The 21963-nt window shown below is 65.0% G+C and carries 19 protein-coding genes; 11 read left to right on the top strand and 8 right to left on the bottom strand.

Annotated features, from left to right (window positions below):
• Positions 1-93 precede the first annotated feature (93 nt).
• The 6 genes from E0H45_RS06235 (at position 94) to E0H45_RS06210 (ending at position 8890) form a co-directional block, all read left to right on the top strand.
• A complete protein-coding gene (locus tag E0H45_RS06235) occupies positions 94-2079 on the top strand; it encodes an ATP-binding protein (RefSeq protein ID WP_165546360.1) in 1986 nt (661 codons plus the stop codon).
• Entirely contained in the window at positions 2076-3296 is a 1221-nt protein-coding gene (locus E0H45_RS06230) for a PP_RS20740 family protein (protein WP_131335286.1), read from the top strand. The genes E0H45_RS06235 and E0H45_RS06230 overlap by 4 nt, the downstream gene beginning before the upstream one ends.
• A gap of 123 nt (positions 3297-3419) precedes the next feature.
• A complete protein-coding gene (locus E0H45_RS06225; RefSeq protein ID WP_165546359.1) occupies positions 3420-4298 on the top strand; it encodes an HNH endonuclease in 879 nt (292 codons plus the stop codon).
• A gap of 130 nt (positions 4299-4428) precedes the next feature.
• On the top strand, positions 4429-5667 hold the full coding sequence (locus E0H45_RS06220) for a ScoMcrA-related endonuclease (RefSeq protein WP_131335284.1): 1239 nt from the start codon (positions 4429-4431) through the stop codon (positions 5665-5667).
• A gap of 175 nt (positions 5668-5842) precedes the next feature.
• Positions 5843-7051 carry a DUF5677 domain-containing protein gene (locus tag E0H45_RS06215; RefSeq protein WP_131335283.1) on the top strand — a complete coding sequence of 403 codons (1209 nt, stop codon included), beginning with the start codon at positions 5843-5845 and terminating at the stop codon, positions 7049-7051.
• A 1053-nt stretch (positions 7052-8104) separates the two neighbouring features.
• Positions 8105-8890, top strand: coding sequence for a potassium channel family protein (locus E0H45_RS06210; protein ID WP_202872208.1), 786 nt, complete (start codon positions 8105-8107; stop codon positions 8888-8890).
• A 1-nt stretch (position 8891) separates the two neighbouring features.
• Here the strand turns inward: E0H45_RS06210 and E0H45_RS06205 are convergent, their stop codons facing one another.
• Positions 8892-11321 carry a hypothetical protein gene (locus E0H45_RS06205; RefSeq protein ID WP_131335282.1) on the bottom strand — a complete coding sequence of 810 codons (2430 nt, stop codon included), beginning with the start codon at positions 11319-11321 and terminating at the stop codon, positions 8892-8894.
• A 92-nt stretch (positions 11322-11413) separates the two neighbouring features.
• On the opposite strand from E0H45_RS06205, the gene E0H45_RS06200 reads away from it, so the two are divergent.
• The 3 genes from E0H45_RS06200 to E0H45_RS06190 all read left to right on the top strand — a co-directional run bounded on the left by E0H45_RS06200 (position 11414) and on the right by E0H45_RS06190 (position 15354).
• On the top strand, positions 11414-13600 hold the full coding sequence (locus tag E0H45_RS06200) for an outer membrane protein assembly factor BamB family protein (protein ID WP_131335281.1): 2187 nt from the start codon (positions 11414-11416) through the stop codon (positions 13598-13600).
• Positions 13601-13664: 64 nt separating this feature from the next.
• A complete protein-coding gene (locus tag E0H45_RS06195) occupies positions 13665-14756 on the top strand; it encodes a hypothetical protein (protein WP_131335280.1) in 1092 nt (363 codons plus the stop codon).
• A gap of 79 nt (positions 14757-14835) precedes the next feature.
• Positions 14836-15354 carry a YciI family protein gene (locus E0H45_RS06190; RefSeq protein WP_131335279.1) on the top strand — a complete coding sequence of 173 codons (519 nt, stop codon included), beginning with the start codon at positions 14836-14838 and terminating at the stop codon, positions 15352-15354.
• A 7-nt stretch (positions 15355-15361) separates the two neighbouring features.
• Here the strand turns inward: E0H45_RS06190 and E0H45_RS06185 are convergent, their stop codons facing one another.
• A complete protein-coding gene (locus E0H45_RS06185) occupies positions 15362-16048 on the bottom strand; it encodes an alpha/beta fold hydrolase (protein WP_131335278.1) in 687 nt (228 codons plus the stop codon).
• Entirely contained in the window at positions 16045-16470 is a 426-nt protein-coding gene (locus E0H45_RS06180; protein ID WP_131335277.1) for a MarR family winged helix-turn-helix transcriptional regulator, read from the bottom strand. The genes E0H45_RS06185 and E0H45_RS06180 overlap by 4 nt, the downstream gene beginning before the upstream one ends.
• A 91-nt stretch (positions 16471-16561) precedes the next feature.
• Here E0H45_RS06180 and E0H45_RS06175 point away from each other — a divergent pair, with 91 nt between their 5' ends.
• Positions 16562-17446 (top strand): LLM class flavin-dependent oxidoreductase, encoded by an 885-nt coding sequence (locus E0H45_RS06175; RefSeq protein ID WP_131335276.1) that lies wholly within the window; start codon positions 16562-16564, stop codon positions 17444-17446.
• Here the strand turns inward: E0H45_RS06175 and E0H45_RS06170 are convergent.
• From E0H45_RS06170 to E0H45_RS06160, 3 genes are all read right to left on the bottom strand, one after another.
• Complete coding sequence (locus tag E0H45_RS06170; RefSeq protein ID WP_131335275.1) at positions 17443-18243, bottom strand: aldo/keto reductase; 801 nt, start codon at positions 18241-18243, stop codon at positions 17443-17445. The genes E0H45_RS06175 and E0H45_RS06170 overlap by 4 nt on opposite strands.
• A complete protein-coding gene (locus E0H45_RS06165; protein ID WP_131335274.1) occupies positions 18240-18923 on the bottom strand; it encodes an RraA family protein in 684 nt (227 codons plus the stop codon). The genes E0H45_RS06170 and E0H45_RS06165 overlap by 4 nt, the downstream gene beginning before the upstream one ends.
• A 108-nt stretch (positions 18924-19031) precedes the next feature.
• Complete coding sequence (locus E0H45_RS06160; RefSeq protein WP_238154823.1) at positions 19032-19571, bottom strand: P-loop nucleotide/nucleoside kinase family protein; 540 nt, start codon at positions 19569-19571, stop codon at positions 19032-19034.
• 82 nt (positions 19572-19653) lie between these two features.
• On the opposite strand from E0H45_RS06160, the gene E0H45_RS06155 reads away from it, so the two are divergent.
• A complete protein-coding gene (locus E0H45_RS06155) occupies positions 19654-20916 on the top strand; it encodes an AlkA N-terminal domain-containing protein (RefSeq protein WP_238154822.1) in 1263 nt (420 codons plus the stop codon).
• Here the strand turns inward: E0H45_RS06155 and E0H45_RS06150 are convergent.
• Together E0H45_RS06150 and E0H45_RS06145 are read right to left on the bottom strand one after the other, a co-directional pair.
• A complete protein-coding gene (locus tag E0H45_RS06150; protein WP_131335273.1) occupies positions 20913-21656 on the bottom strand; it encodes an isocitrate lyase/PEP mutase family protein in 744 nt (247 codons plus the stop codon). The genes E0H45_RS06155 and E0H45_RS06150 overlap by 4 nt on opposite strands.
• Complete coding sequence (locus tag E0H45_RS06145) at positions 21653-21949, bottom strand: putative quinol monooxygenase (protein WP_130384741.1); 297 nt, start codon at positions 21947-21949, stop codon at positions 21653-21655. The genes E0H45_RS06150 and E0H45_RS06145 overlap by 4 nt, the downstream gene beginning before the upstream one ends.
• Between the last annotated feature and the right edge of the window lie 14 nt (positions 21950-21963).

The raw sequence follows: 21963 nt of genomic DNA, 5'->3' as shown, positions 1-21963 counted from the left end.
CCTTGTCGCTGACATCAGCATTCAGTCACCTTGGGAGAGCACCGCCGGGTGATGGGCTTTACGGTCCAATCGTATCCGCGGTACGTTGCCCACGTGACTACAGCAGGCAGTCCGAACGGCCGTCCTGCCGCTAAAGGGCCGGCATCCCTTGATGAGCACGAGCTGGTCGAACGGCTAGAAGACTACGGAGAGGACGACGAGCCTCTCGAGACCACGCTGAAAACAGACGCACGAGTAATAGCCCGGGTCACCGACGGGATCTACCGTCAGCCGGGATCTGCCCTACGAGAATTGATCTCTAACGCTTACGACGCCGACGCCAGCCGGGTCATGATCCGGACCGACAGGCCCCGGTTCGCGCGGATGAGCATCGAAGATGATGGGGTGGGTATGAGCCCGAAGGCTCTCGCTCACCTCTTGCATCATATCGGCGGCAGCGCGAAACGCACCGCGTCGGGGGCTGAGCTCGGTATCACCAGCAGCTCTGACCCAAATAGCAGCCCTGGTGGTCGGCCGCTGATCGGCAAGATCGGTATCGGGCTCTTCTCGGTCGCTCAGCTCACTCAGTCATTCCAGATCATCACAAAAGTCGAGGGCGATCCGTATCGAACGATCGCAAGGGTGGTGCTGAAGCAGTATTCAGATGTTCCCTTGTCCGAAGAGGATGAAGAGCAGGAATACGAGGCCGGACAAGTCAGGCTCTGGCGTGAGCCAGCGATGGACGAATCTGCGCAAGGGACGACCATAATCCTGGATGCGGTTAGGCCGCAGACCGTTGATACTCTCCGGAGTAAGGCTCTATGGGAGGCCGTCTACCCGCCCGACAACAACGATGAAGAAGAAGCCGGCATAGTGGCAAGAATTCCGGCACCTCGCTTCAATGTCGGCGTCGTTCAGGCGGATTCAAGCGATAAATTAAGAGGTTCAGAGGAAACATACGATCGATTGCCCTGGACTGCTGAGGACAAGCCCCTGACAGCGTTCAGGAAACTTGTCGACGCTGTCTGGCAATCTCAGCGGGAAGGAAATCCCAATCCTCGCGTAAGTAGCCTCTTTGATTACTACCTCAACATGGTGTGGCAGCTCAGCTTGTGGGTGCCTTTGCCGTACGTCGAGAGCCATCCGTTCGATGTAACCTGTGGCAGAGATGTGACTGTCCTCAAGATCACCAATCTCACTGGGCAGCCGACGGAGCTAATTGAGGGATCGAATCTTCGCATAGAGGGAAAACTCGGAAACACCGTCGAGTCACCTTCCGACTTTGTCGTGGTCATTGACGATCTCGAGTTGCGTCGGCCGATCGACGTGACACAGCGCGGCCATACGTATGGAGCGATGTCGACGCCGCTTCTATTCGGAGCTGAATTCCGTGAGAACTTCGAAAGCTATCAACGTGAGATAAGTGGTGGTCCGCTTGCCTTCCAAGCCTACATTCTGTGGGCTCCAAAGATCGTGCCTACGGAACATCAGGGCGTGCTTGTTCGCGTGCACGATGCTAGCGGCACATTGTTTGATGAAACCTTCATGCGTTTCCCTGTTCGAGAGACGCGGCGGTTGCAGCAGATTAGCTGCGAGATCTTCATAGTTGAAGGATTTGATGGCGCACTCAATATTGACCGAGAGTCGTTCAATTTCTCTCATCCCCACGTCGTGCTCCTCACGAAATGGCTGCACGGTGCTCTAAAGCGAGTAATCGCCGAACAAAAGCGGCGCGCCAGCGCTGCCTTGCGAGACCGCCGCGCAGATTCCGCAGCGAGAACACAAGATGCTGCGGAACGTATCGTGAATGCAGTCTGGAACGCTCGGACAGACGACAGTGGAACGGACCCGCCCACCATTGTCTTCTCGGATGATGAATCCGCTCAGACGAACGACAATCAGTACCTATTCAACCGCAAGGCTGTGATTGGCGAGTTCTCCGGTCCACTTGCGAGAGATCGACAAGCCGCGCTCGAACGAGAACTGGAACAGATAGCTCAAGTGCTTGCCGCCTACGGACTGCTTGATCAACTGCCCAACCAGGACATCGAACGGCTCCTCGGTTCGATACGCCAGATTCTGCAGGTTTACGACCAGTGACCGACGAGAATAGCGATGACAGCGTCCGTGACGTGACCGCTGCGCGAGGTGAGCTCAATCCCGGAGATATCTTCGCGCTGCCCGACTACAAGCTTCCGGCCAGGACGAAGAAGCGGCGTTTCAAGCCTTGGCATAAGCCACGTAAGCAATATATTCGCGACCTGCAATGGAATCGAGAGATAGCTTGGCTTCTGCGCAATCGATCGCCGGATAAGCCTCTTCGGTACCTTGGACTGCCAGGCACGGATCTCTTAGACCTTCGCCATTTTTACAACACGTTCTGCCGAAAGTCGGAAAGATATCCTGATGGTCGCGAGCTTCGATTCTTGGGATTCGACACCGCCGCGCATAGCCGGTCAGCGGAAGGCGACGCGTTAAACGTCTCTCTTGACGAAATGGTTGGCTCCGGCCGTTTAGTGGATCCGCTGTCCGACGTTCGTGGAGACCGCTTCCAAACGCTGGCAACCTACGACTCGGTGGCCTGGCGACAGGCGCGTCAATTGGGGCCGTACGACATCATAAATGTTGACCTGTGTGGCAGTGTGGGCGAGGAGGAGGTGACTATTGATTCCTCGATCTATTCGGCGCTGCATAATCTAGCCCACATGCAACTTCGAAATGATGAGCCATGGGCGATATTCTTGACCACGCGCGTCAAAGCGGACCTGTTCTCGGAATCTGCGCTCGCTAAGCTGATCGAGTTTGTCGATAGAAACCTATCTGACTGCGCCGAATTTCGGGTAGCTGCCGATGACTACCTGGATGGCATGAGGCATCTTGCTGATCCGATTGATCAATGGGGATGCCAACAGTTCTTCGACACAGCGACGCTCGGAATCCTTAAGTGGCTTCTCGAAATGGTCGGACGATCTTCGCGCTGTGTGGTAAGTGTCTCGAGTGCGGCTGCTTACAAGGTCGAGGGAAGCGCGCCTTGCGTCGACATGCTCTCAGTCGTCCTGCGTTTCGTTCCCATCGCCCACCCGCAGCCTGACAGCAGCGGAATGTCTGGGATCGGCAGAATCGGTGTCAGTGAGTGTGAGCAGGCTGCGCATTTCCCGCAGGCCGTGGCCGCGACGGTGGACGTTGATAAACTACTGGCTGAAGATGCGCAAGTGCAGCAGGTATGCATTGAACGTGCGTCCCTCCTTATGCAGGAGGCGCGATATGACGGCGATGATTATGAGGAATGGATTAAGCACGGCTATCCCTCTTTATAGTCGGCGCGGGCAAGTTGGTCTGATCCGTAGACGCAACGCGAGCAGGAGCTGCTAATGGCTGGACGCAATTCGCGATTCGTTGTGTCCCTGCCGCGTGAGAGAATTTCGCTCCGGTTCGCTGGCGTGTACTACTTCGCGGCGCAGCTCGACGCGCTGATGTCTCAAAAGGAGATCAACAATCGCGAGCTATCCGAATATTTCGCTAGTAGAGTGGCTTACTACGCCATGCCGTTCCAGAAATGGACGTCCTTGCATATTTTCAGCTCACATTTTGTGGATGTGACATTTGCTGAGGATCTGAGTCGCGCGCTGCGTATCAAGTACGCTAGACGCGGCGAATGCGCCAAGCCTTGGTGTCAAGCGCGGCCTGCCCATCTATTGGCCGTGGATCTGTTTGCTGCTCATGGATTCGACTCACCATTGCAGCATGAGCTGGCCGACTGGGTTGAACCACGAGAAGGCTGCTGTCCTCCAGTCGATGAGGCGACGTGCCCACCGATCGAGGATATGTGGGAGGAGTGGGTGGAGGACCGCCAATACTGGCTATTTGTGGAGCAGATCGCTGAAGAGCTGTTCTACCTTCTGTTTGGAAATCGTAGCTTCCTTGCGAAGTTCCACGACCGACTCGCCGACTGGATGCGCCTGAACAACGCTCACCTGGCGTCCGGAGAACTCTTTCGCAAGGATGCCGGCGGCCAGTATGTTCTCAGGAGGGTCGGGCCGCCGGAATGGGTAAAGCGGGCTGTCTTTTTCCGGGACCGGGGATACTGTTGCAGCTGCAATCGGGATCTAAATGGGGATCAGAGTCCGCTCAACCGTAGCCAGTTTGATCATATTGTCCCCCTCGCTCTGGGCGGACTGAACGACGTGTCAAATCTGCAGTTGTTGTGCAAGGATTGCAACAACCAGAAAGGCGGTCGAACTGTCCCAGTCGGCGACGTGTATGAACGCTGGTATCCAATTGATCGCCTCCCGAGAGACGACCCTCTGAGGTTGGTATGACGTTTCACGCCGCGCTGTCGGCCTTCGCTAGTGGAGGCACTTTTGCAACGGTGAGCCCTCGGTGCTGATTCCTTAACGGGCCGCTGAAATATCAGATGACTGTGCCATTTGCCGAGAGAGTAGGTCATCGATGAAGCTAATTGGCAATAGCGGCAAGCTGCTCGAAGCCGAATTTTTGCTTGAAGGAGCCGAAGGTGAACGGTTGGACGTCGTCCTGCAGAGCGCTGGAGGCACGGGCGGCTCTGCCAGCTCGAGGAATCGTGACTACCCGCTGGTCCTGAAGACGTTGCTGGAGCGGCTGCGGCTGGTTGATGCCCTTCTGGAGGATGCCGTCGTGGACTCGCAGAGGACTCGCACGCTGCCCCGGAGCGACCGACGGATTCAGCCGAAACCTTGGGAGTATCCGATTCCGCTGCAGCAGGTCGAAGACTTCGAAGTGCTCCGCAAGGCGCTCACGCGCCCACAAGGCAACATCGGATCCACGGGGAGGGGTGGTAACGAGAGGAAGAGGATACGGATGACCTTTGCGGTCCTAAGCCGAGCAGATCTGGGTCAGGTCAAGCAGGTTCTTCAGGCCGTTGAGGCGGATGCTCCCAGGCGCTCGGATATCACCGCTGGTCTAACGGCGGCGGACATCAATTCGGCGCTCGCCGAATGGCAGCGGGTCGGCCGTGACGCGTTCTTCGAGCGGTATGGCGGCCGGCAGGCGCAGAAGTACCTCATTCTGGTGGGCTCCGATGAGTTCGATGCAATGGCTGTCCTCCGAGGCGCCCGCGCCTTAAGAGGTCTTGATACGAGCGGTCCGTTTCGCGGAGACCGGCGAGCCGTCGCTGACCCACTGCGCAGCATGGGGTTCGTAGTGGACGACCCAGAATCTGATTTGGAAGGGCCGCTAGGGCCAGACCCGTCGCCCTATGTCGCGTGGACAGGATCCTTTTCCGGCGAAACTGACGGTATGACCTTGCGGTCCTACCGCCGTGAACAACGGATCCTGCGCGGAGCCCTGGGCATCGGGACGGGCGATCCTGACCGTGTTCATCAATGCGGAATCTGCGGACTATCTGTTCCTGAACGGCTGCTTGCGGCCGCCCACATCAAGCCTCGCCGCGACTGCACAGACGAAGAACGTCGGGATATGTCGAACATCGCAATGGCTGCATGCACGCTTGGCTGTGATGCCTTGTACGAGTATGGATACCTGACCGTGCAGGAGGGCGGTCAGCTCCTCACGGATCACACCGCGTCCGTCGATCTTCACCGCTTCCATGGCCGGATCGCGCCGGCCTGGAACCGCGGGCGCGAACCATACTTCGCCTGGCACCGAGCCAATAGATTCCGCCTAGCCTCGAAACAGCGGACTTGCGTCTGAGGCCGGACGAGGAGCCGCCCATCGCCGGCCGACTCTCCCCCGTGGTCGGCGAGAGGACGTGGGCTAACTGCCCCACTTGTCCCAGCTTCCCAGGCACCTTACCGGGGCAGATGCAGATGCCAGCCCCAGAGCTAAAGGCCTTGCCGTCCGGCGGCTGGTGATCCAGCCTCGTTACATGCGCCAAAGCTCCAAGCCGCTGGACTTCGATGAGTCCTACTACGAGTCGATGCGGGACGCGGTCGAGCGTCTCATTGCAAAGGGCATGAGCCCTGAAGAAGCAATCGATGCTGCAGCAGAGGTCTCGGGCGAGGTCCTGAACGGCATGGGTCCATCCGTCGCAGCGACACTGATTCGCACCTCACCGCGGATGTTGCGTGAGCATCGAATCCGCGCCGGCAGATTTGAGCGACACCTGCAGCGGTACTGGGGTAAGGCGCTCGATTTGTTTTACAGCATCCTCGTGTGTGCAGAAGAGGCCGGTAGAGAGTTCGATGAACGTAACAGTCCCGCTACAAGAGAAGCGGGGGATGACGTATTCGAGGTTCTGACCGGTCTCCACGCACGGGCGATCCGGACGGCAGGCGAGGTGTATGCCTTGCTAACGCAAGGATTTCCATTAGGTGCTCTAGCAAGGTGCCGGACACTGCACGAACTTGCTGTGACGGCTGTGGTCATTGCCGAATTCGGGCGCATGCCGGAGTATCCAGACCTTGCGCAGCGCTTCATTAGCCATCGCGTCATTGCGCGGGTTGCCGACGCGGAGGTTTACCAGACGAATGCGGCTGCGCTCGGCGAGGATCCATTCTCCGAGGAGCAAATGAATGCCTGGAGATCGGAGCGAGAGGCTCTGATTTCGCAGTATGGCACAGATTTCAAGAAAGATTACGGTTGGGCAATACCCCTATTTGGCTTTGCGCCGAACTTTCGCCAGCTGGAGGAGCGTGCTGGTCTGGATCATCTCCGCGGGTACTACCGGTGGGCCAGTCATGAGGTTCATTCTGGTAGCCGGGGTTGGTCGCTGAATACTTTTGAACGGGTCGATGGCTCTCTATATCGCCTTACCGGCCGGACCATTGAGGGCTTCACTGAACCTGGCACGATGGCCATCACCTCGCTTGTGCAGACGATGACCTTTCTCCTGACGTCAGGAAACGATGAAGCGCTTTCACCCAGAGATCTCGTTGGGTGCACGGCAGTCAAGCTCTTGGCTGAGCGGTGTGACGAGGCGTTCTTAGCGGCGGAAACTGAGGTGGCGGAGTGGATAGAGCGCAGGGATGCCAGGGGCTCAGGTCGATTCTCTGGGCCAGCGCTCCGCGTTGCCGGTAAGGCGAGGGCCCGGGTGGAGCGGATTGCTTCTGGTCTGCCACGGCCAAGGCTCTGGTGAGCACGTGAGTGGGTGGGGCGGGTGAACTGTCCCAGGTGTCCCGCTGTCCCAGGGGTGCACTGATCAGGGCAAACGCCTGGGACAGGTCGGATCGTTGAGTGTCCCAGGTTTCCCGCATGAGGTCGCCTTGCTGCCGTGGCGACCCTGAAGCTAGATTCGAACGTATGAGCGGTTGGTCTTCACCGTTTCGCTACCTAGACCGGTGGGACCCAGATGCGCCGGAGGGCAGTGCGCCCTTCCACTACGGCGTGTGGGACCAGACGTCGAAACAGTGGGTTGCCCGAGGGCTTCGAGGTCCGGACGCGGGCATGCACGCGGCGTGCCTCAGTCTCAGGTACTGCGTGACTGGGGAGCGTTCCGCCGGTCAGGCCAGGTGGGTGGATCCGCCGCGTTACGTAGAGCTGACGGTCGGTCCGGGGCGTACCGAGGTAGCTCACCTGCACATGTGGGCCCGGGAAGGTGATCAGGGCTGGCATGGCTTTGTCACCTACCTTGAGCGGCACCCACTGGACCCAGGTCGGTGGGCGCACAGCTCGAAGCTACTGCCCATGAGTCCGGGGGAGGTCCGGACCTTCGAGAGGGTGTCGGCCGGCGGGCACGGATACGAAAAGGCGACGTCGGGTGGTCTGCAAGCGGGGTCCCCGGAGCCTGTTCCGAGGTCGCACATGACGGGTCCTGACTTGTGACCGTGCCCGAGGTCGCCCAAGTCAGCATGACCAAAGTCGGGGACGCGGCGTCGGCGTTATCCACAGGGTGCCGACCGCCCGCGTGTTTCAGCTGCGGTCGACTCCGCTGAAACACGCGGGGCGGGGCGTATCCGGGTGCCCTGTGCCACCCCTGTGCCAAACTAGGTCAGCTCTCTGGTCTTTCCGCAGGTCAGCGAGGCGGTGCACGGTGTCTGTAAATCTGTCGGCTTATGCCTACGCAGGTTCGAACCCTGCACCCGCCACAGGCTGCAAACCAGCCCCTGACCTGCGGAAACGCAAGTCAGGGGCTGCTTCGTTGTGTCCGGCTGTCCGCCAGCAGCACCGAACCAGCTCCTGATCTGCGAACATGCAGCTCAGGGGGTGTTTCGTGGTGGTGGGGGGATTGATGGGGAGGGACGCGTTCGCTGAGAGGTACCAGAGGGCCGTTGAGTGGCCGTTGACGGGAGTGGCCGTCTTGTTTCTGGTCGCCTACTCGTGGCCGGTTCTCGAGCCTGGGATGGCGGGGTCCGTGCGGCGGGTCTGTTCGGTCGCGACGGTTGTGATCTGGGTGGTGTTTGCCGGCGACTTTCTTCTTCGGCTGGGGCTTGCTCGGCGGCGGATGCGGTTTCTTCGGGAGCATGTGGTTGATCTGGTGGTGCTGGCGCTGCCGCTGCTTCGGCCGTTGCGGGCGCTGCGGGTTGTGACTGCGTTCGGCCAGCTGAACCGGCGGGCGGCCTCCCTGCGTGGGCGCGCGATGGTTTACGTGGTTGGTGGGGTCGGCCTCTTGGGGTTCACCTCGGCGGTTGCGGTGCTGGATGCAGAGCGCTCACAACCGTCGGCGAGTATCAAGAACTTCGGCGACGCCACGTGGTGGGCGGTTACGACGATCACCACGGTCGGGTACGGGGATCGGTATCCGATTACGGGCGCTGGCCGCGTTGCTGGTGTCGGGCTGATGCTCGGCGGGGTCGCGCTCCTTGGTGTGGTGACCGCCGCGCTGGCTTCTTGGTTCGTCGAGCATGTCTCGCGCCAGGAACGTGAGGAGGCGGATCTGCGAGTGCAGGTTTCCGCGCTCGTCGAAGAGGTACGGGCGTTGCGCGTCGAGTTGCGCCGTACGCCGAGTGAGCCCCCGGTGGTTGGGTCTGTCGGGTAGGTCACCGAGTGCGGGGGCTGGTTCCGGGGCGGCGAGGGTTGGTGCTTGGGCGGCCGGCGTTGGGGGTGGCGTTTGGGCGGTGGACCTCGGGGTGCGGTAGGTCGACGAGCCGGCGCAATGCGGTGATCTCGTCGTCGGAGGGCTCCAGTTGTGGCTGGGGTGCGGTCGCGAAGCTTACTGCTGGTAGGACCAGGCCATTTGGTACGCCGGAGTCGTGGTAGAGGCGGTTGGTTTCCGCTAATGCCTTGTCTAGTTGGGCTTGGAGGTGGGCTCGGGAGTCGGGGGTGCCGTGGAGGGTGTGGTGGTCCAGGGCGTTTGCGGTGTTGGTTAGGTGTTCTAGGGCGATCAGGCGTTCGGGGAGGAGGGGCTTGCCGGGAGGCTCTGCGGCTAGGCGGCGTACTGCTTGGGTTGTGGCGGCGCGGATTTGGTCGGTGGGGCTGCTGGGGATCCGTTTGGGGTCGGGGGAGTGCGTCGGATCGATGACTGACTCGGCTTGCAGGGTGAGTTGAGTGATGAGGTAGCGGGTGATTGCTCGTTGTTCCAGTAGGTCGGACTGGTTGACGGCTCGGACTGCTTTGTTTGTCTCTAGGGCTTCGTGGACCTGGAGTTCGCGGCTGCGGAACAGGTAGCGCGCGGCGGGGGTTGCGGTCATGGAGCCTGCTGCTCCGGCGGCCGTTAGGACTACGGCGAGGTCGGGGAGGTCTAGGAGCAGGTCGAGGCCGACCGCGCCGGCTACTCCGCCTAGCGATCCGGCGGCGGCTTGGACGGCGTACGCCGACCATGGGGCTCGTGCCGAGGGGCGTAGGCCCTCTGGTGGGGTGGTGACTGTCGGCAGGTTCCGTAGGGTGCCGCTGGACGTGCCATTCAGTTCCTCCAGGTGGTCGACGAGTTCGCGGAGAGCTCGGAGTTGTGGTTCGAGGGCGCTGGCGAGTTCTGCGGCCTGGGTGGCCTCTTGATGGCTGCGTGACCACTGCTTGGAGGCGTCTCGGGCGGGTTCGTCGCGGTTGAGGAAGTACTTGTCGCCCATCGCGCCCGTCACCGCACCGAGCAGGCCGGGGCCGGCTGCGCTCAGCAGTGCCTCCAACTGCGGGTGGTCGGTGCCCGTCGTACGTTTTCCGCCGAGCAGGGCACGGCGCGCGCTGCCCGATACGTTCTCGATCAGCTGAGCCGCAAGCGCCACGGTGTACGGCGGAGACCCCGGCACGTCCGCAGAGGCCTCGCCGGTCGTCCCATCAGGGGTGCGGATCTGAGTGAGGCGAGTCTGCAGGTGGGTGAACTCGGCAACCAGTTGGTTGACGTACAGGGTGGGGTCGGCGAGGCGGAGACGTTCGGTGGCGTCGATGCGGCGGAGCCGGAAATCGAGTTTCTTGGTGTCGACCAGGCGTTCCGCGAGGGACTTGGCGAGTGCCGACGACGCGATCACCAGGGCCGTCGACAACGCCGGTACGCCGAGCGGCGTGAGCACGCCCGCGACCGCGGCGGTGGCCAGGGTCGGCATCGCGTACCGGCGCAGGTAGTTGCGCCAAGCCGTTGCCCGCGGCATCTTTACCGCCGCCGGCCGGACCGGTTCCGCCCCGTCCAGGAGCGACCGCAGGCCCGGAAAGTCGTACTCACGCTGTTTCCGGTCGGCCGTGTACGCCGGTTTCCGCCCGGACATCTTCTGCTCGTCCAGGCGCCGCTCGGCGATCGAACCGACGGCCGCGTTGACGATCGTCGGCACCGCGATGCCGAACCCGACGAGCGGATTGCCGGTGAACACCGCCGCCGCCGTACCGATCACCGCGGCGGAAACTCCGGATCCGCCGAGCGCTTTCGCGAGGTACCCCGACCGATCGACACGGTCCTCCAAGGGGCGTGCCGCCGGGTCCGCGGCGCGGTCGAGGATCGTGCGCTCCTCCTCGGTGAGGAGGGTCCGGAGCAGTGCGGCGTTCGGCTGCCCGTCGGCGACGCCCATCGTGAGGGCAAGCTGTCGGACGGCATGAATGTGGCGCTTTCCGGCGAGCAGCCGACCGCGCTGCCGCAACTCGGCCCGGAGACCGGCGTCCGCGGGCCGCTGCACAGCATCCACATCGGGTGTACTGCCGGGGGAGAAGACCCGATCGCCCGCACCAGCAGGCGCCGTGGACTCGGCCAGGGCCCTGGCCAGAACCGGTGCGACCTCGTCGTCGGCCAGCCGCTCGGAGAGCGTGAGCGCAACAGTCGGTACGTCGTCCTCGAAGTCGACGCCGTACTCGAGCCGCACGCCCGGAGGGAGCGGCCCGACGCGCTTGATCAGCCGGATCGTCTCGCTCGCACCGGTGGTGATCGTGTAGACGCCGTTGCCGTTGTGCTGCACGTCGGCGAGGTCGACGGCCAGCTGGCCCGGGTTCTCCAGCAGCCGCCCGGACTCGGCGCTCACCATCACCCAGCCGGGCAGGAACCGGGCCGCCATACGCCTCCTCGATCAAGTTAGTGCAGCCTAACCTAATCAAACTGCTGAACCCGGGGCTCTGCCAGTATCGGCGGGTGGCTGGACTACGGGGAATGTGGGATGACACTGTCCCTGGCGCGCTTGGTGATGAGTTGGTCGGGCGGTATGGCGGGAAGCGCGTCGCTTATCGGGAGCGGTATCTGGTCGGTGTCCTGACTGCGCTGGAGTTGTTGGAGCAGTTGTGCACTGATCCGGTGGCGGTGCGGTTGGCCGCCTGGTTCCATCGGGCGGAGCATGCCAAGGCGAATACGGCGCGGGAGGATGCTGAGGCGTCGGCGCAGTTGGCGGAGGAGCTGCTGCCGACGTACGGCGTGACCGCGGTGCGAACCGCTGAGGTTGCCCGCTTGGTCCGGCTCACCGGCGGCGATCCAGCCCACGAGGCGCAGGGACGCGATGCCAATGCGGACGTGCTGTTGGACGCGGTGGACGCGGTACTTGCAGGTTCGCAGTCCTCGGCGCATGCGTCCGAGCTTCGCCGCGACACCCGGTTCGACGAGAAGGCTCGGCGAGCGCAGATCCAGGCCATGCTGGCGTCCGAGCGCATCTACCGGACCCAGCTCGCTCACGAGCGGTACGACGAAGCGGCCCGGGCCAGTCTCACGGCCGAGTTGGCGTTGCTGGAACAGTTGACGCCGCCTGTGTGGCGCGGCTGGCAGCGGACCGGTCTGTCGGTGTTCGCGGTGCTGATCGCGTTCCTGGCTTTCGTAGCGGGCGTCGCGGCGATCGGGCAGCCGTGGCGGATTCCGGCGTTCGAGAGCGATCCGAAATGGCAAGCGATCGTCATGGCGCTGCTCGCGGCGGCGGCGTTCGCCGGCCTCTGGTGGGCGGTACGGCGTGCCGATCGCAAGGCCCGCATCCTCACCGCCGTACCCGCAGCGATCGGACTCGTCTGCCTGGTGACCGTTCTGCTGACGGTTCCGCCGACGACCGGCGCCTCAGGGGTCGGACAACGTGTTCCGCTCCTGGTGATCCTGTCCGTCCTGCTGATCCTGGCCAGCGCGGCAGCCTTCGCCGCCACCAGGTTCGCCCCCGGCGTCACCAGGAATCGCGGCCAGATGCTCGCCGCGCTCGCCGCCGTCGTGGCCGTGGTCCTCGTCACCCTCTACGTCATCGACCCGCTCCAGCGTGCCTACATGTTCAGCGCGAACGAGCACCTCGAAGGCGACCATCAGCCGGCGAACCTCAACGTCGCCTCCGTCGTGAACGGCGGCGACCGGCTGTGGACCAACACCGGCCGGCTCGACCTCGGCGCGACTGTCGCGACCGCCCACGGGATCGCGATCGCGCGCGGCCGCGGCACCGTCGAGATGCTCGATCCCGCGACCGGCCAGACCCGCTGGCGGTACATCCGCGCGAACACGGACGACGAGCCGAAACTGTCCGTCCTGGACGGCGGTCAGCAGCTGCTCGTGTCGTACGACGACCTCGGGTACTTCGTCCTCGACGCCGACACCGGGAAACGTACGGCGGGCTGGCGCAACCGCACCCGCGACTACGACATCGAGGACAACGACCCGCTCATCACCGGCAAGTCGGTCAGCAAAGGCTCCGACAAGCTGTACGGGACGAACCTCGACGGCTCCAACCGCTGGACCTACGAACCCGGCCGCTGCACCAGCATCAGCGCTGAGGCCACTGCCGACATGGTCGTCGTCGAGCTGGGACACAGCTGTGGCGACCTCCCCGACCAGCTCGTCGGCCTGGATCTGAAGAGCGGCGGAAAACGCTGGATGCGCGACGGATCGCTCAGCAAAATGATGACGGTCGGGGGCCTGGTCGTCGGCCTCGAGGGCAGCCGCGACAACCCGCAGCAGCTCACCGCGCTCGATCCGCATTCCGGCGAGGTGCGGTGGCACTCCGAGATCCCGCAGGAGTGGGCGTGTTCGATCCGGATCGAGGCGGCCGCGAACCGCGTCGTACTGCTCAGCTGTCCGAGCGCCGCCACGAAGGACACCCACACCGTCGTCCGGTTCGTCGACGCTGCGAACGGTCAGGTCGTTTCGACCGTTGAGCCGAGCGTCCGGTGGAGCTCCACGTTGAACCCGCAGTACGCCGTGACGCCGAGCGGCCGGGTGTTCCTGGTGGACGACGAAAACGTTTGCCGGATCGCGAAGGTCGCCGAGGGCGCCGCCGTCGCGTTCTTCGACCTCGATCCGGCGGTCAAGTGCAGAAATGGCGTGATCGCCGCCGGCGAGCTGATCCTGGTCAGCGGCAGAGACAGCCTGATCGCGCTGAGGTAGGGGGAATAGGCTCAGCTCGGGCGGGAGTTGAAGGTTGAGTCCGAGTGTCTGAGCGAGGAGAACGATGAAACCCACCGAGTTCGTGAAGGTGAACAGTCAGTTCTGGGGGGAGCACCTCAAGGAGGCCGCCGGGCATCTGCCGGTGAGTCACCGGACCGAGCTGCCCGGGCCGATGCTGTTCCCGCGGATGATGGTGCTGACCGAGACGCCGGACTGGAACATCCTCGAGCTCGTCGGGCTGAGCCGTGAGTACCGGACGCTCGAGGTCCGGCGGCAGAAGGTCGGCAGCGTCGAGGAGTACTTCGGAATCGGCGACGGCCGCACCGTGGTTGCGAACCTCAAAGGACAGAACTGGTTCAAGGACGCGACCATCACGACCGAGGCCGGCAAGAGCGCCCTCGAACAACGTTTTCCGAGCACCGGGAACCTCCTCGGAGACGTGGTGGTCGGTCCGGCGGACGAGCTGCTGCGGTTCGGGCCCGGCAACTACTCGACCTTCGACCGCGCCCTGCTCGTGCACACGGCAGGCGAGTCGCTGCGCGCGCACTGGGTGTTCTTCGCGCTGGCGATCCACCGCTCCGAGCCGGCCGACAAGTACCTCGACTTCCTGCGGAACTACTCCAACGCCAGCCCGCACCTCGACCCGATCGGCACGGTCAGCCTGCCGATCGACCCGGCCGTGCTGAAGGCGGACGCGTTCGAGAGCACGTACCTCGCGCACGGTCTGCAGGACAGCGGAGTCGACGAGTTCCTCGACAAGCACGAGAGCATCCTGCTGTCGGCGTTCGACGCGACCAAGCTGGTCCGCCAGCCGGCGCTCGGCGACCTGCACCCGGACTTCATCCTCGAGCGCGCGGACGGCAGCCACATCGTCGGCCGGCTCGAGCTCCCGGTCGTCGACACGGTCAACGGAAAGAAGCGCCGCCGCGTTTTCCGTACGCCGGTGCAGGACAGCGCGACCGAGCTCGCGCAGTACGCGGAGTACCTCGCCAACCCGGAGAACCGTTCCCAGGTGAAGTCGAAGTACGACGTCGACGTCAACGACCTGCGCCAGCTGGTGATCGTCGCCTCCCAGGAAACCGTCACCCCTGCGGCCGGCGTCGAGGTCATCGACTACGACACGATCCTGCGCATCCACCTGGCCGCCACGGTCTGATCCCCGCCACGCGTAGTGCGTACGGCGACCCCGTCGTACGCACTACCGCCTGTGCTTTCACTGTCCGGAGGAGCTGAGCATGGAGTACTTCGTCTACGGGTGTGACAAGCCGGATGGGTTCGAGATCAAGGTCGCGCTGAACGAGGAACACTGGACGTTCATGGACGGGTACGTCGGCGGCCTGATCGCCCGCGGCCCGACGCTGACCGAGGACCGCGAGCGAACCACCGGCAGCCTGCACATCGTCGAGCTGCCGGATGACGATGCGGCCGGCAAGTTCGCGTACGACGAGCCGTACTACCGCGCCGGCGCCTTCGAGACCGTGGAAATCCACCGTTTTCACAACCACAACCCCGGCCGCACGATGTGGGACTTCGCCACCGCCGTCGAGGGCTACCACCGCTACCTCGTCCTCACCAAGGACGCCGCGCGCCCACTCACGTCGGACCACCTGATCATGTACGGCGACCTCCTGAGCAACAACACTCACGTAGGAAGAGCCGCCCTCCTGGAAGCACCAAACCCGGAGGCCGCCGCAGCCCTGATCCAGGCCGACAACGCCGAAGTACACCCGTGGGAGTTCGGCGGCAGGCGGTAAGTAGTCTTCACCCTGCGCCGCGACTGAGCAGCTGATCCGCCACCGTCTGGGCGACGTGCCGGCCGTCGGCCGACTCGTCGCCCAGCCCGCACGAGCTATGGCTCAATCCGTCGAACTCCAGGTAGCTGAAGCCGATGCCTTCCAGGACCGGCCGCAGTTTCCGGAGCCGGCGGATCGCCGGATCGGCAGTACCCATGTACGCCACCTTGGTTCCCGCATAGCACCTGAGCTCGTGGTGCCAGTCGTACGAGCGATAGCTCCGCCAGAACTCCAACGAAGCCTTGGGCAGCCGCGGCTCCCGCTCCAGCCGGCGCATCGTGCCGTCGGTCGGAAAACCGATCGGTGGTACGCCGCCCATCACCAGCGCAGCTGCCCGATCCGTCGACCGGGCGACGATCGCCGACATGCAAGCGGGCTGTGAGAAGCCCCAGACGGCGAACCGATCGATGCGTTCGTGATCGAGTACGGCGAGCACCTGCCGGTCGATGCTGCCGAAAGCGTATTCCTCCGGCCGGTCGCTGGCGCCGAAGCCGACGGGGTGGATCTGCAGGACCCGGAATCGCCGGGAGAGCACGTCCGCAACCGGGTAGTCCAACGGGCGGCGGTTGTTCTTCATCAGCACGAGCGCCGGCCCGGAACCGCTTGCCCGGTAGGCGGTGCGGGCACCGGCCACAGCGACGTACTGATAGCTCATCGCGTCAGGATCGACTGCAGTGCCGTGGTGATGGTCGCGCGCGTGGCGCGGGGAAGATCGGCGGTCAGGGTGTTGATGCGGTCGACGACCGCGTTGTGAGCCTCGTGCGCCAGGGCCAGACCGTCGGGGGTCAGCTCGATCTGGCTGGCTCTGCGGTCGGTCGGATGGGGAGTGCGGGCCACCAAGGTACGGCGTTCCAGGCGGTCGACCATGCTGGTCAGGCTGGAGCGCTCGATGCTCAGGATGCGGCTGAGTTCGGTCATGCCGAGAGGGCCGGCGAGCAGCACGCACAGCAGATGCGCCTGCTGCGGGGTCAGCCCGAGCGGCCGGCTGGTCTCGGCGTGCAGGTCCTGCAGCCGGTGCATCGTCTGCACCAGCGCGCTCGCGAGATCGGTGTCGCGGGCAGCCGTCGTCGTCACCATGTCCCCATGATAGTCCGTTGGCCTAATAGTTTGCAGTTCTAACATTTCGTGCTACAACTAGTTAGAACAACGAACTATCTGAGGAGTCGACATGAACGTGCGGTTCGGATACGGGTCGCCGGACGCAGTGCGCGAAGCCGCCGGGATCGTGCGGCTCGCGCAGCAGGCCGACCGGGACGGTCTCGATCACGTCAGCCTCGCCGACCACCCGTACGTCCAGGACATGCTCGACGGGTACGCCGCGATCGCCTTCATCCTGGGGCGAACGGAGCGACTGTCGGCGTTCGTCAACGTGACCAACCTGCCGCTGCGGCCCGCGCCGGTCCTCGCCCGTACGGCGACCTCGTTGTCGGCGCTGTCCGACGGCCGCTTCGTCCTCGGCCTCGGCGCCGGCGGAGCCTGGGACCGCATCACGATGATGGGCGTGCCGGAACTGCGTCCGGCCGCGGCGGTCGAGGCGTTCGAGGAGGCGATGCAGCTCGTCCACTCGATGTCCGACGGCGGTACGCCGGCGCCGACCAAGCACTACCCGATCGGTGCGCTCCGCCCGGCCGCCGTACCCGCGCCGCTGATCTGGACCGGCTCCAACGGACCCAAGTCGCTCGCCGCGACCGGCCGGAACGCCGACGGCTGGATCCCCGGTCACGCCGCCGACTGGCTCAGCGATCGCTTCCGCTGGTCCCGCCCGATCATCGACGAGGCGGCGCTCTCGGTCGGCCGGAAACCGTCGGACGTCGCGACGATCTACAACTTCCCCGGTGCGATCACCGCGACCCCACTGCGCCGTACCCGTGATGAGGACGGCCGCTGGCTCGGCGGCTCCCCGGCACAGTGGATCGAGGAACTCACCGACGCGATCCTCAACCACGACGCCGCCGGTTTCACGCTCTTCCCGCGCGGCTCCGACCCGTTCGAAGTCCAGCTCTCCCGCTGGTCCCAGGAGGTCGTGCCCGCAGTCCGGGCAGCGGTCAGTTAGTCGAGGGTGGCGAGTTCCTCGGGGCTCAGGTGCAGCGAGCCGGCGGCGATGTTCTCTTCGAGATGGTCGACGTTGCTAGTGCCGGGGATGGCGAGGATGTTGGGGGAGTGATGGAGGGTCCAGGCCAGGCGGACCTGCTGAGGTGTCGCGTTGTGGGCCGCGGCGATCGAGTCGACAGCAGCTGAGTCGTCGGCGCCGGTGATGGTGCCGAACGGGACGTACGCGATGTCGCGCTCGGCGCAGAAACGGATGATCGCGTCCTCGTCGCCGCCGCGGCGGTCGACGGCGTAGCTGTTCTGGACGCAGACGATCGGCGCGATCGCGAGCGCCTCCTCGACGTGGGCGAGCCGAACGTTCGAGACGCCGAGCTGCTTGATCAGCCCCTCGTCGCGCAGCTCCACGAGCCAACCGAAACGCTCCGCGAGCGAGCCGTCCCCGGTGATCCGCAGGTTCACCACATCCAGGCAGTCGACGCCGACCTGGAGCAGGTTCGTCTCGACCTGCTCCCGCAGCTCCGCGGCCGTCGTCGCGTTGTAGAACCCGCGGTCCGCATCAGTCCCCGGCCCGACCTTCGTCGCGATGATCAGGTCGGCAGGGTACGGCGCCAGCGCCTCGCGGATCAGCTCGCTCGCGAAACGTTTTCCGGACGCGTAGAACGCAGCCGTGTCCAGGTGGTTGACCCCGAGCTCCACCGCGCGACGCAGTACGGCGATCGCTTGGTCGGGATTCGCCGTGATGCGCATCGCGCCGAACCCCATCCGCTCGACGGCGACCTCACCCAACTGCCACGTGGTCATTCCTCGATCGCTCCTCGCACCGCGCGCAGGTGCTGGCGGAAGGTCAGCGACGGATCGACAGCCCGGCGTTCGAGGTACTGCTTGAAGCTCACCTGCTCACGCAACGACCGCCCGGCCCGGATCTCGTCCGCCTGCCGGTGCTCGGTGTCCCGGATCGACTCCGCCATGTCGAACAGTTCCGCCAGACGATCCGCGGGTACGAAGACCGCCCCGTCCTCGTCCGCGAGTACGACGTCGTCCCGGGTCACCGTCCACTCACCGATCGTTGCCCTGGACAACGCATCGGCCGGCTGCGGGTCGAGCCGCAACGGTCCGGTCGGCAATGCGCCGAGGCTGAACACGGGCAACCCGATCGCGGTGATGTCGGCCGTGTCCCGATGCAGTCCCCAGATCACGATCCCGGCGACACCGGCCGCAGCAGCCTCCAGCGCGGCCAGGTCGCCGACGCATGCCTCGTCCCGCCGACCACCGTTGTCCACGACCAGTACGTCGCCCTCGGCAGCGGACTCGAACGCCTCCAGGAAAACGTCGACACTGCCGACATGCTGCGCCGGCAACACCCGCCCCGCGACCCGACCCCCGGCCACGGACGTCAACGACACCGTCCGCACCGGCACTCCCGCCCGCACACAAGCATCCGCAACGTGTGCAGTGGTCAACCCCGCAAACCGTTCAAGCATGTGGACCCCTCGGCGAAGCGCTAACGACAGGAGGTAGTTCACCACGCCCGTCGGCTCCCCGCGTGCGCGCCCCGAACTCGGCCGCTCCGACGCGACTACCTCCTGTCGTTAGCGCGACAGGAACGCGAGAACCTTCTCCAGCGGTGGCTCGCTGGTGGTGTCCACAGTGAGCGAAGGAACGGGGAGATCGATGGGCTGGAAGGCGTTGTGGGTGCGGAGGCGGGCGTCGGCGCTGATCTGCGCGTCCTCGTGTGCGGCGCGGCGCGGGTCGTTGGACGTCCGGGCGACGATCCGCTCCAGCGCGACCTCGGCCGGGACCGTGCAGTGCACGATCCGGACGTCGGCGCGCTGGAGCAGCGGGCTCAGGCCCGGGTTCCACAGCCGGTCCTGGAACGCCGCTTCCGCGACCACCGTCGTACCGCGGCCGATCAGCAGGCCGAGTACGTCGAAGAACGTCGACAGGGTCCGCATCGTCAGCGGGTCGCCGGGGCCCGGCACGAAGTCCGGCGTCGCGTGCGCCATGCCTTCCTTGATCTCGTCCCGGCAGATCGCCGGGCAGCCGATCGCGGCTGCGATCCGGTGCGCCAGCGTCGTCTTCCCGGTCCCGGGCGGACCACTCACCACGACCAGCATCGGTTTCGACTGCACCCGCCGTACCTTAGCCGTCACGGTGGGCACTCGGTGTAAGACGCGTGTCAGAACTGTCGGCGGCCCCGCCTAGCGTGTTCTCGTGACCACCTATTCCGCGGTCCGTACGACGGGGATCTACTGCCGGCCCGGGTGCGGGGCCAAGCCGCTCGCGGAAAACGTCAGCACGTTCGAGTTGCCCGCCGCCGCGGAGGCGGCCGGGTATCGCGCCTGCCTGCGCTGCCGGCCGTACCGAGTGGCGGGGACGGTGGCCGACGAGGCGCCCGAGCTGGTCTGCCGTGCGGTGCAACTGATCATCGCGGGTCTGCTCGACGAGTCCGGTGAGGAGGCGTTGGGGGCGCGGCTCGGGGTGTCGGCGCGGCACCTTCGGCGCATGTTCCACGAGCATCTCGGCGTCACGCCGGATCAGTTCGCTCGCTCACGGCGGGCGCACTTCGCGCGGCGCCTGCTGGACGACACCGATCTCGGCGTCGCGGACATCGCGTTCGCGTCCGGTTTCGGCAGCCTGCGACAGTTCAACCGGGCGATGCGCGAGATCTTCCGGGCGTCACCGCGTGCGTTGCGCGACCGTCGGCGTCGCGGCGATCGCCTCGCGGCCGACGGTGGTCTGGTGCTGCGGTTGCCGTTCACCCCGCCGTACGACTGGGAAGCGATGAGCACGTACCTGGGGGCGCACGCGGTCCCGGGCGTCGAGTCGGTCGAGGACGGTGTGTATCGGCGGACGATCTCGCTCGACGGCGAGCCCGGCCTGCTGGAGATCGGCGCCGGCGGAGAGGATCATCTGATCCTGCGCGCGCATCTCCCGTTCTGGGAGGGCGTCATCCATGTCGTCGACCGGGCGACCCAGCTCGTCGGACTCGACCATGAGCCGATCCGCGCTCGTGCGCACCTGTCCGCGGACACCGATTTCGGGCCGCTCGTGGCCGCGCGCCCCGGAATACGTGTTCCTGGCGCATGGGGTCCGTTCGAGGTCGCTGTCCAGGCGGTCGTCCGGGACCGGCTCGCTCCAGATGAGGCGACCGAGGCGTTGCGCAAACTCGTCGAGGTGTACGGCGTACCGGTCCCTGGGCTCGGGCACGGACTGACGCACGCGTTCCCGGGACCGGAGGCGTTGACCGGGGCCGAGCTGGTCGGCCCGCTGGCGCGAGAAGTTGTTGACGGCAACATCGTGCTCGAGGCCGGCGCGGAGCTCGGATCCCTTGAGGCCATCACGAGCCCGCGCGCCGCGCAGGAGATCGCGTTGCGCCTCGGGGCCCGTGACGCCTGGCCGTTCAACGGCGAGAGCGACCACCTCACCCCCTGGCGGTCACTTGCCGCCGTCTATCAACAGCTCAGGCTGGCCTAGAGACTGCGCAGTGCCTCATAGGTGCCGGTGGTCAGCAGTTCCTTGGCCGCCGCTGTCGCCAGCGCGTACGCCGCACTCGTGATCGCCGGCCCGACGCTGATCCGCACGACACCGAGGTCCGCGAGTTCGGCGACCGTCGGCGCACCCGGACCGACCATCACGTTGAGCGGCAGCGGCGAATCCTTCACCAGCTCCGCGATCGTCGGCGCGTCGACGACGCCCGGCACGAACAGCACGTCCGCACCCGCGTCGGCGTAGATCTTCGCACGTTCGATCGTGCCGGTCCGGTCTCCGAACAGGTACGTGTCGGTCCGCGCGTTGATCACGAGATCGATGCCGCTGGCAACCGCTACGGCGCGTGCCGCCCTGATCCGCTCGGCATGCACCAACGGATCGTCGAGGACCCGTGCCGTGCTGTCCTCGAGGTTGATGCCGACGGCACCCGCCTCGACGACAGCGGTCACCGTCCCCGCGACATCGCCGTACCCGGCCTCGATATCGGCGGTGACGGGAACGGAAACCGCCGCGCAGATCGCGCGCAGGGCAGCGATCGCGGACTCCTGGTTCAGGCCGCCGGCGTCGTCCACGCCGGCGGCCCAGGCGACACCCGCGCTCGTCGTCGCGATCGCTGCCGCCCCCGCGGCCTCGATCGCCCGCGCCGAGCCGGCGTCCCACGCGTTCGGCAGTACGAGCGGCGGCTGCCCGTGCAGTTCGCGCAGCCGCCGAGCCAAGTCGTTCACAGGCTGACCAGCAGCTCGTGGTCGACCTCGACGAACTCGACGATCAGGTCGGCGAACCGGCCCGCGATCAGTTCCTCGTACGCCGCCGACCCGGTGTGCGCGTCGTACGCCGCCTGGTCCGCGAAGTGCTCGACGAACAACAGGTAGTCAGGGTTCGACGGGTCGCGGTACACGCGGAACGACAACGTGCCCTCCTCGGCGCCCGGTCCCTTCGGTGCGAACTCCTGCACGATCGCCTCGGCGGCGGCCTGGTTGCCGTCCTTCAGCTTGATCGGAAACACCTTTGCCAGCATCGGAATCCTCCTGG

Origin of the sequence: Kribbella soli, from assembly GCF_004331345.1 — a bacterium.
In the GTDB taxonomy this organism is placed as follows: Bacteria; Actinomycetota; Actinomycetes; order Propionibacteriales; family Kribbellaceae; genus Kribbella; species Kribbella soli.
This window is presented reverse-complemented; position numbering and strand designations above follow the sequence as displayed.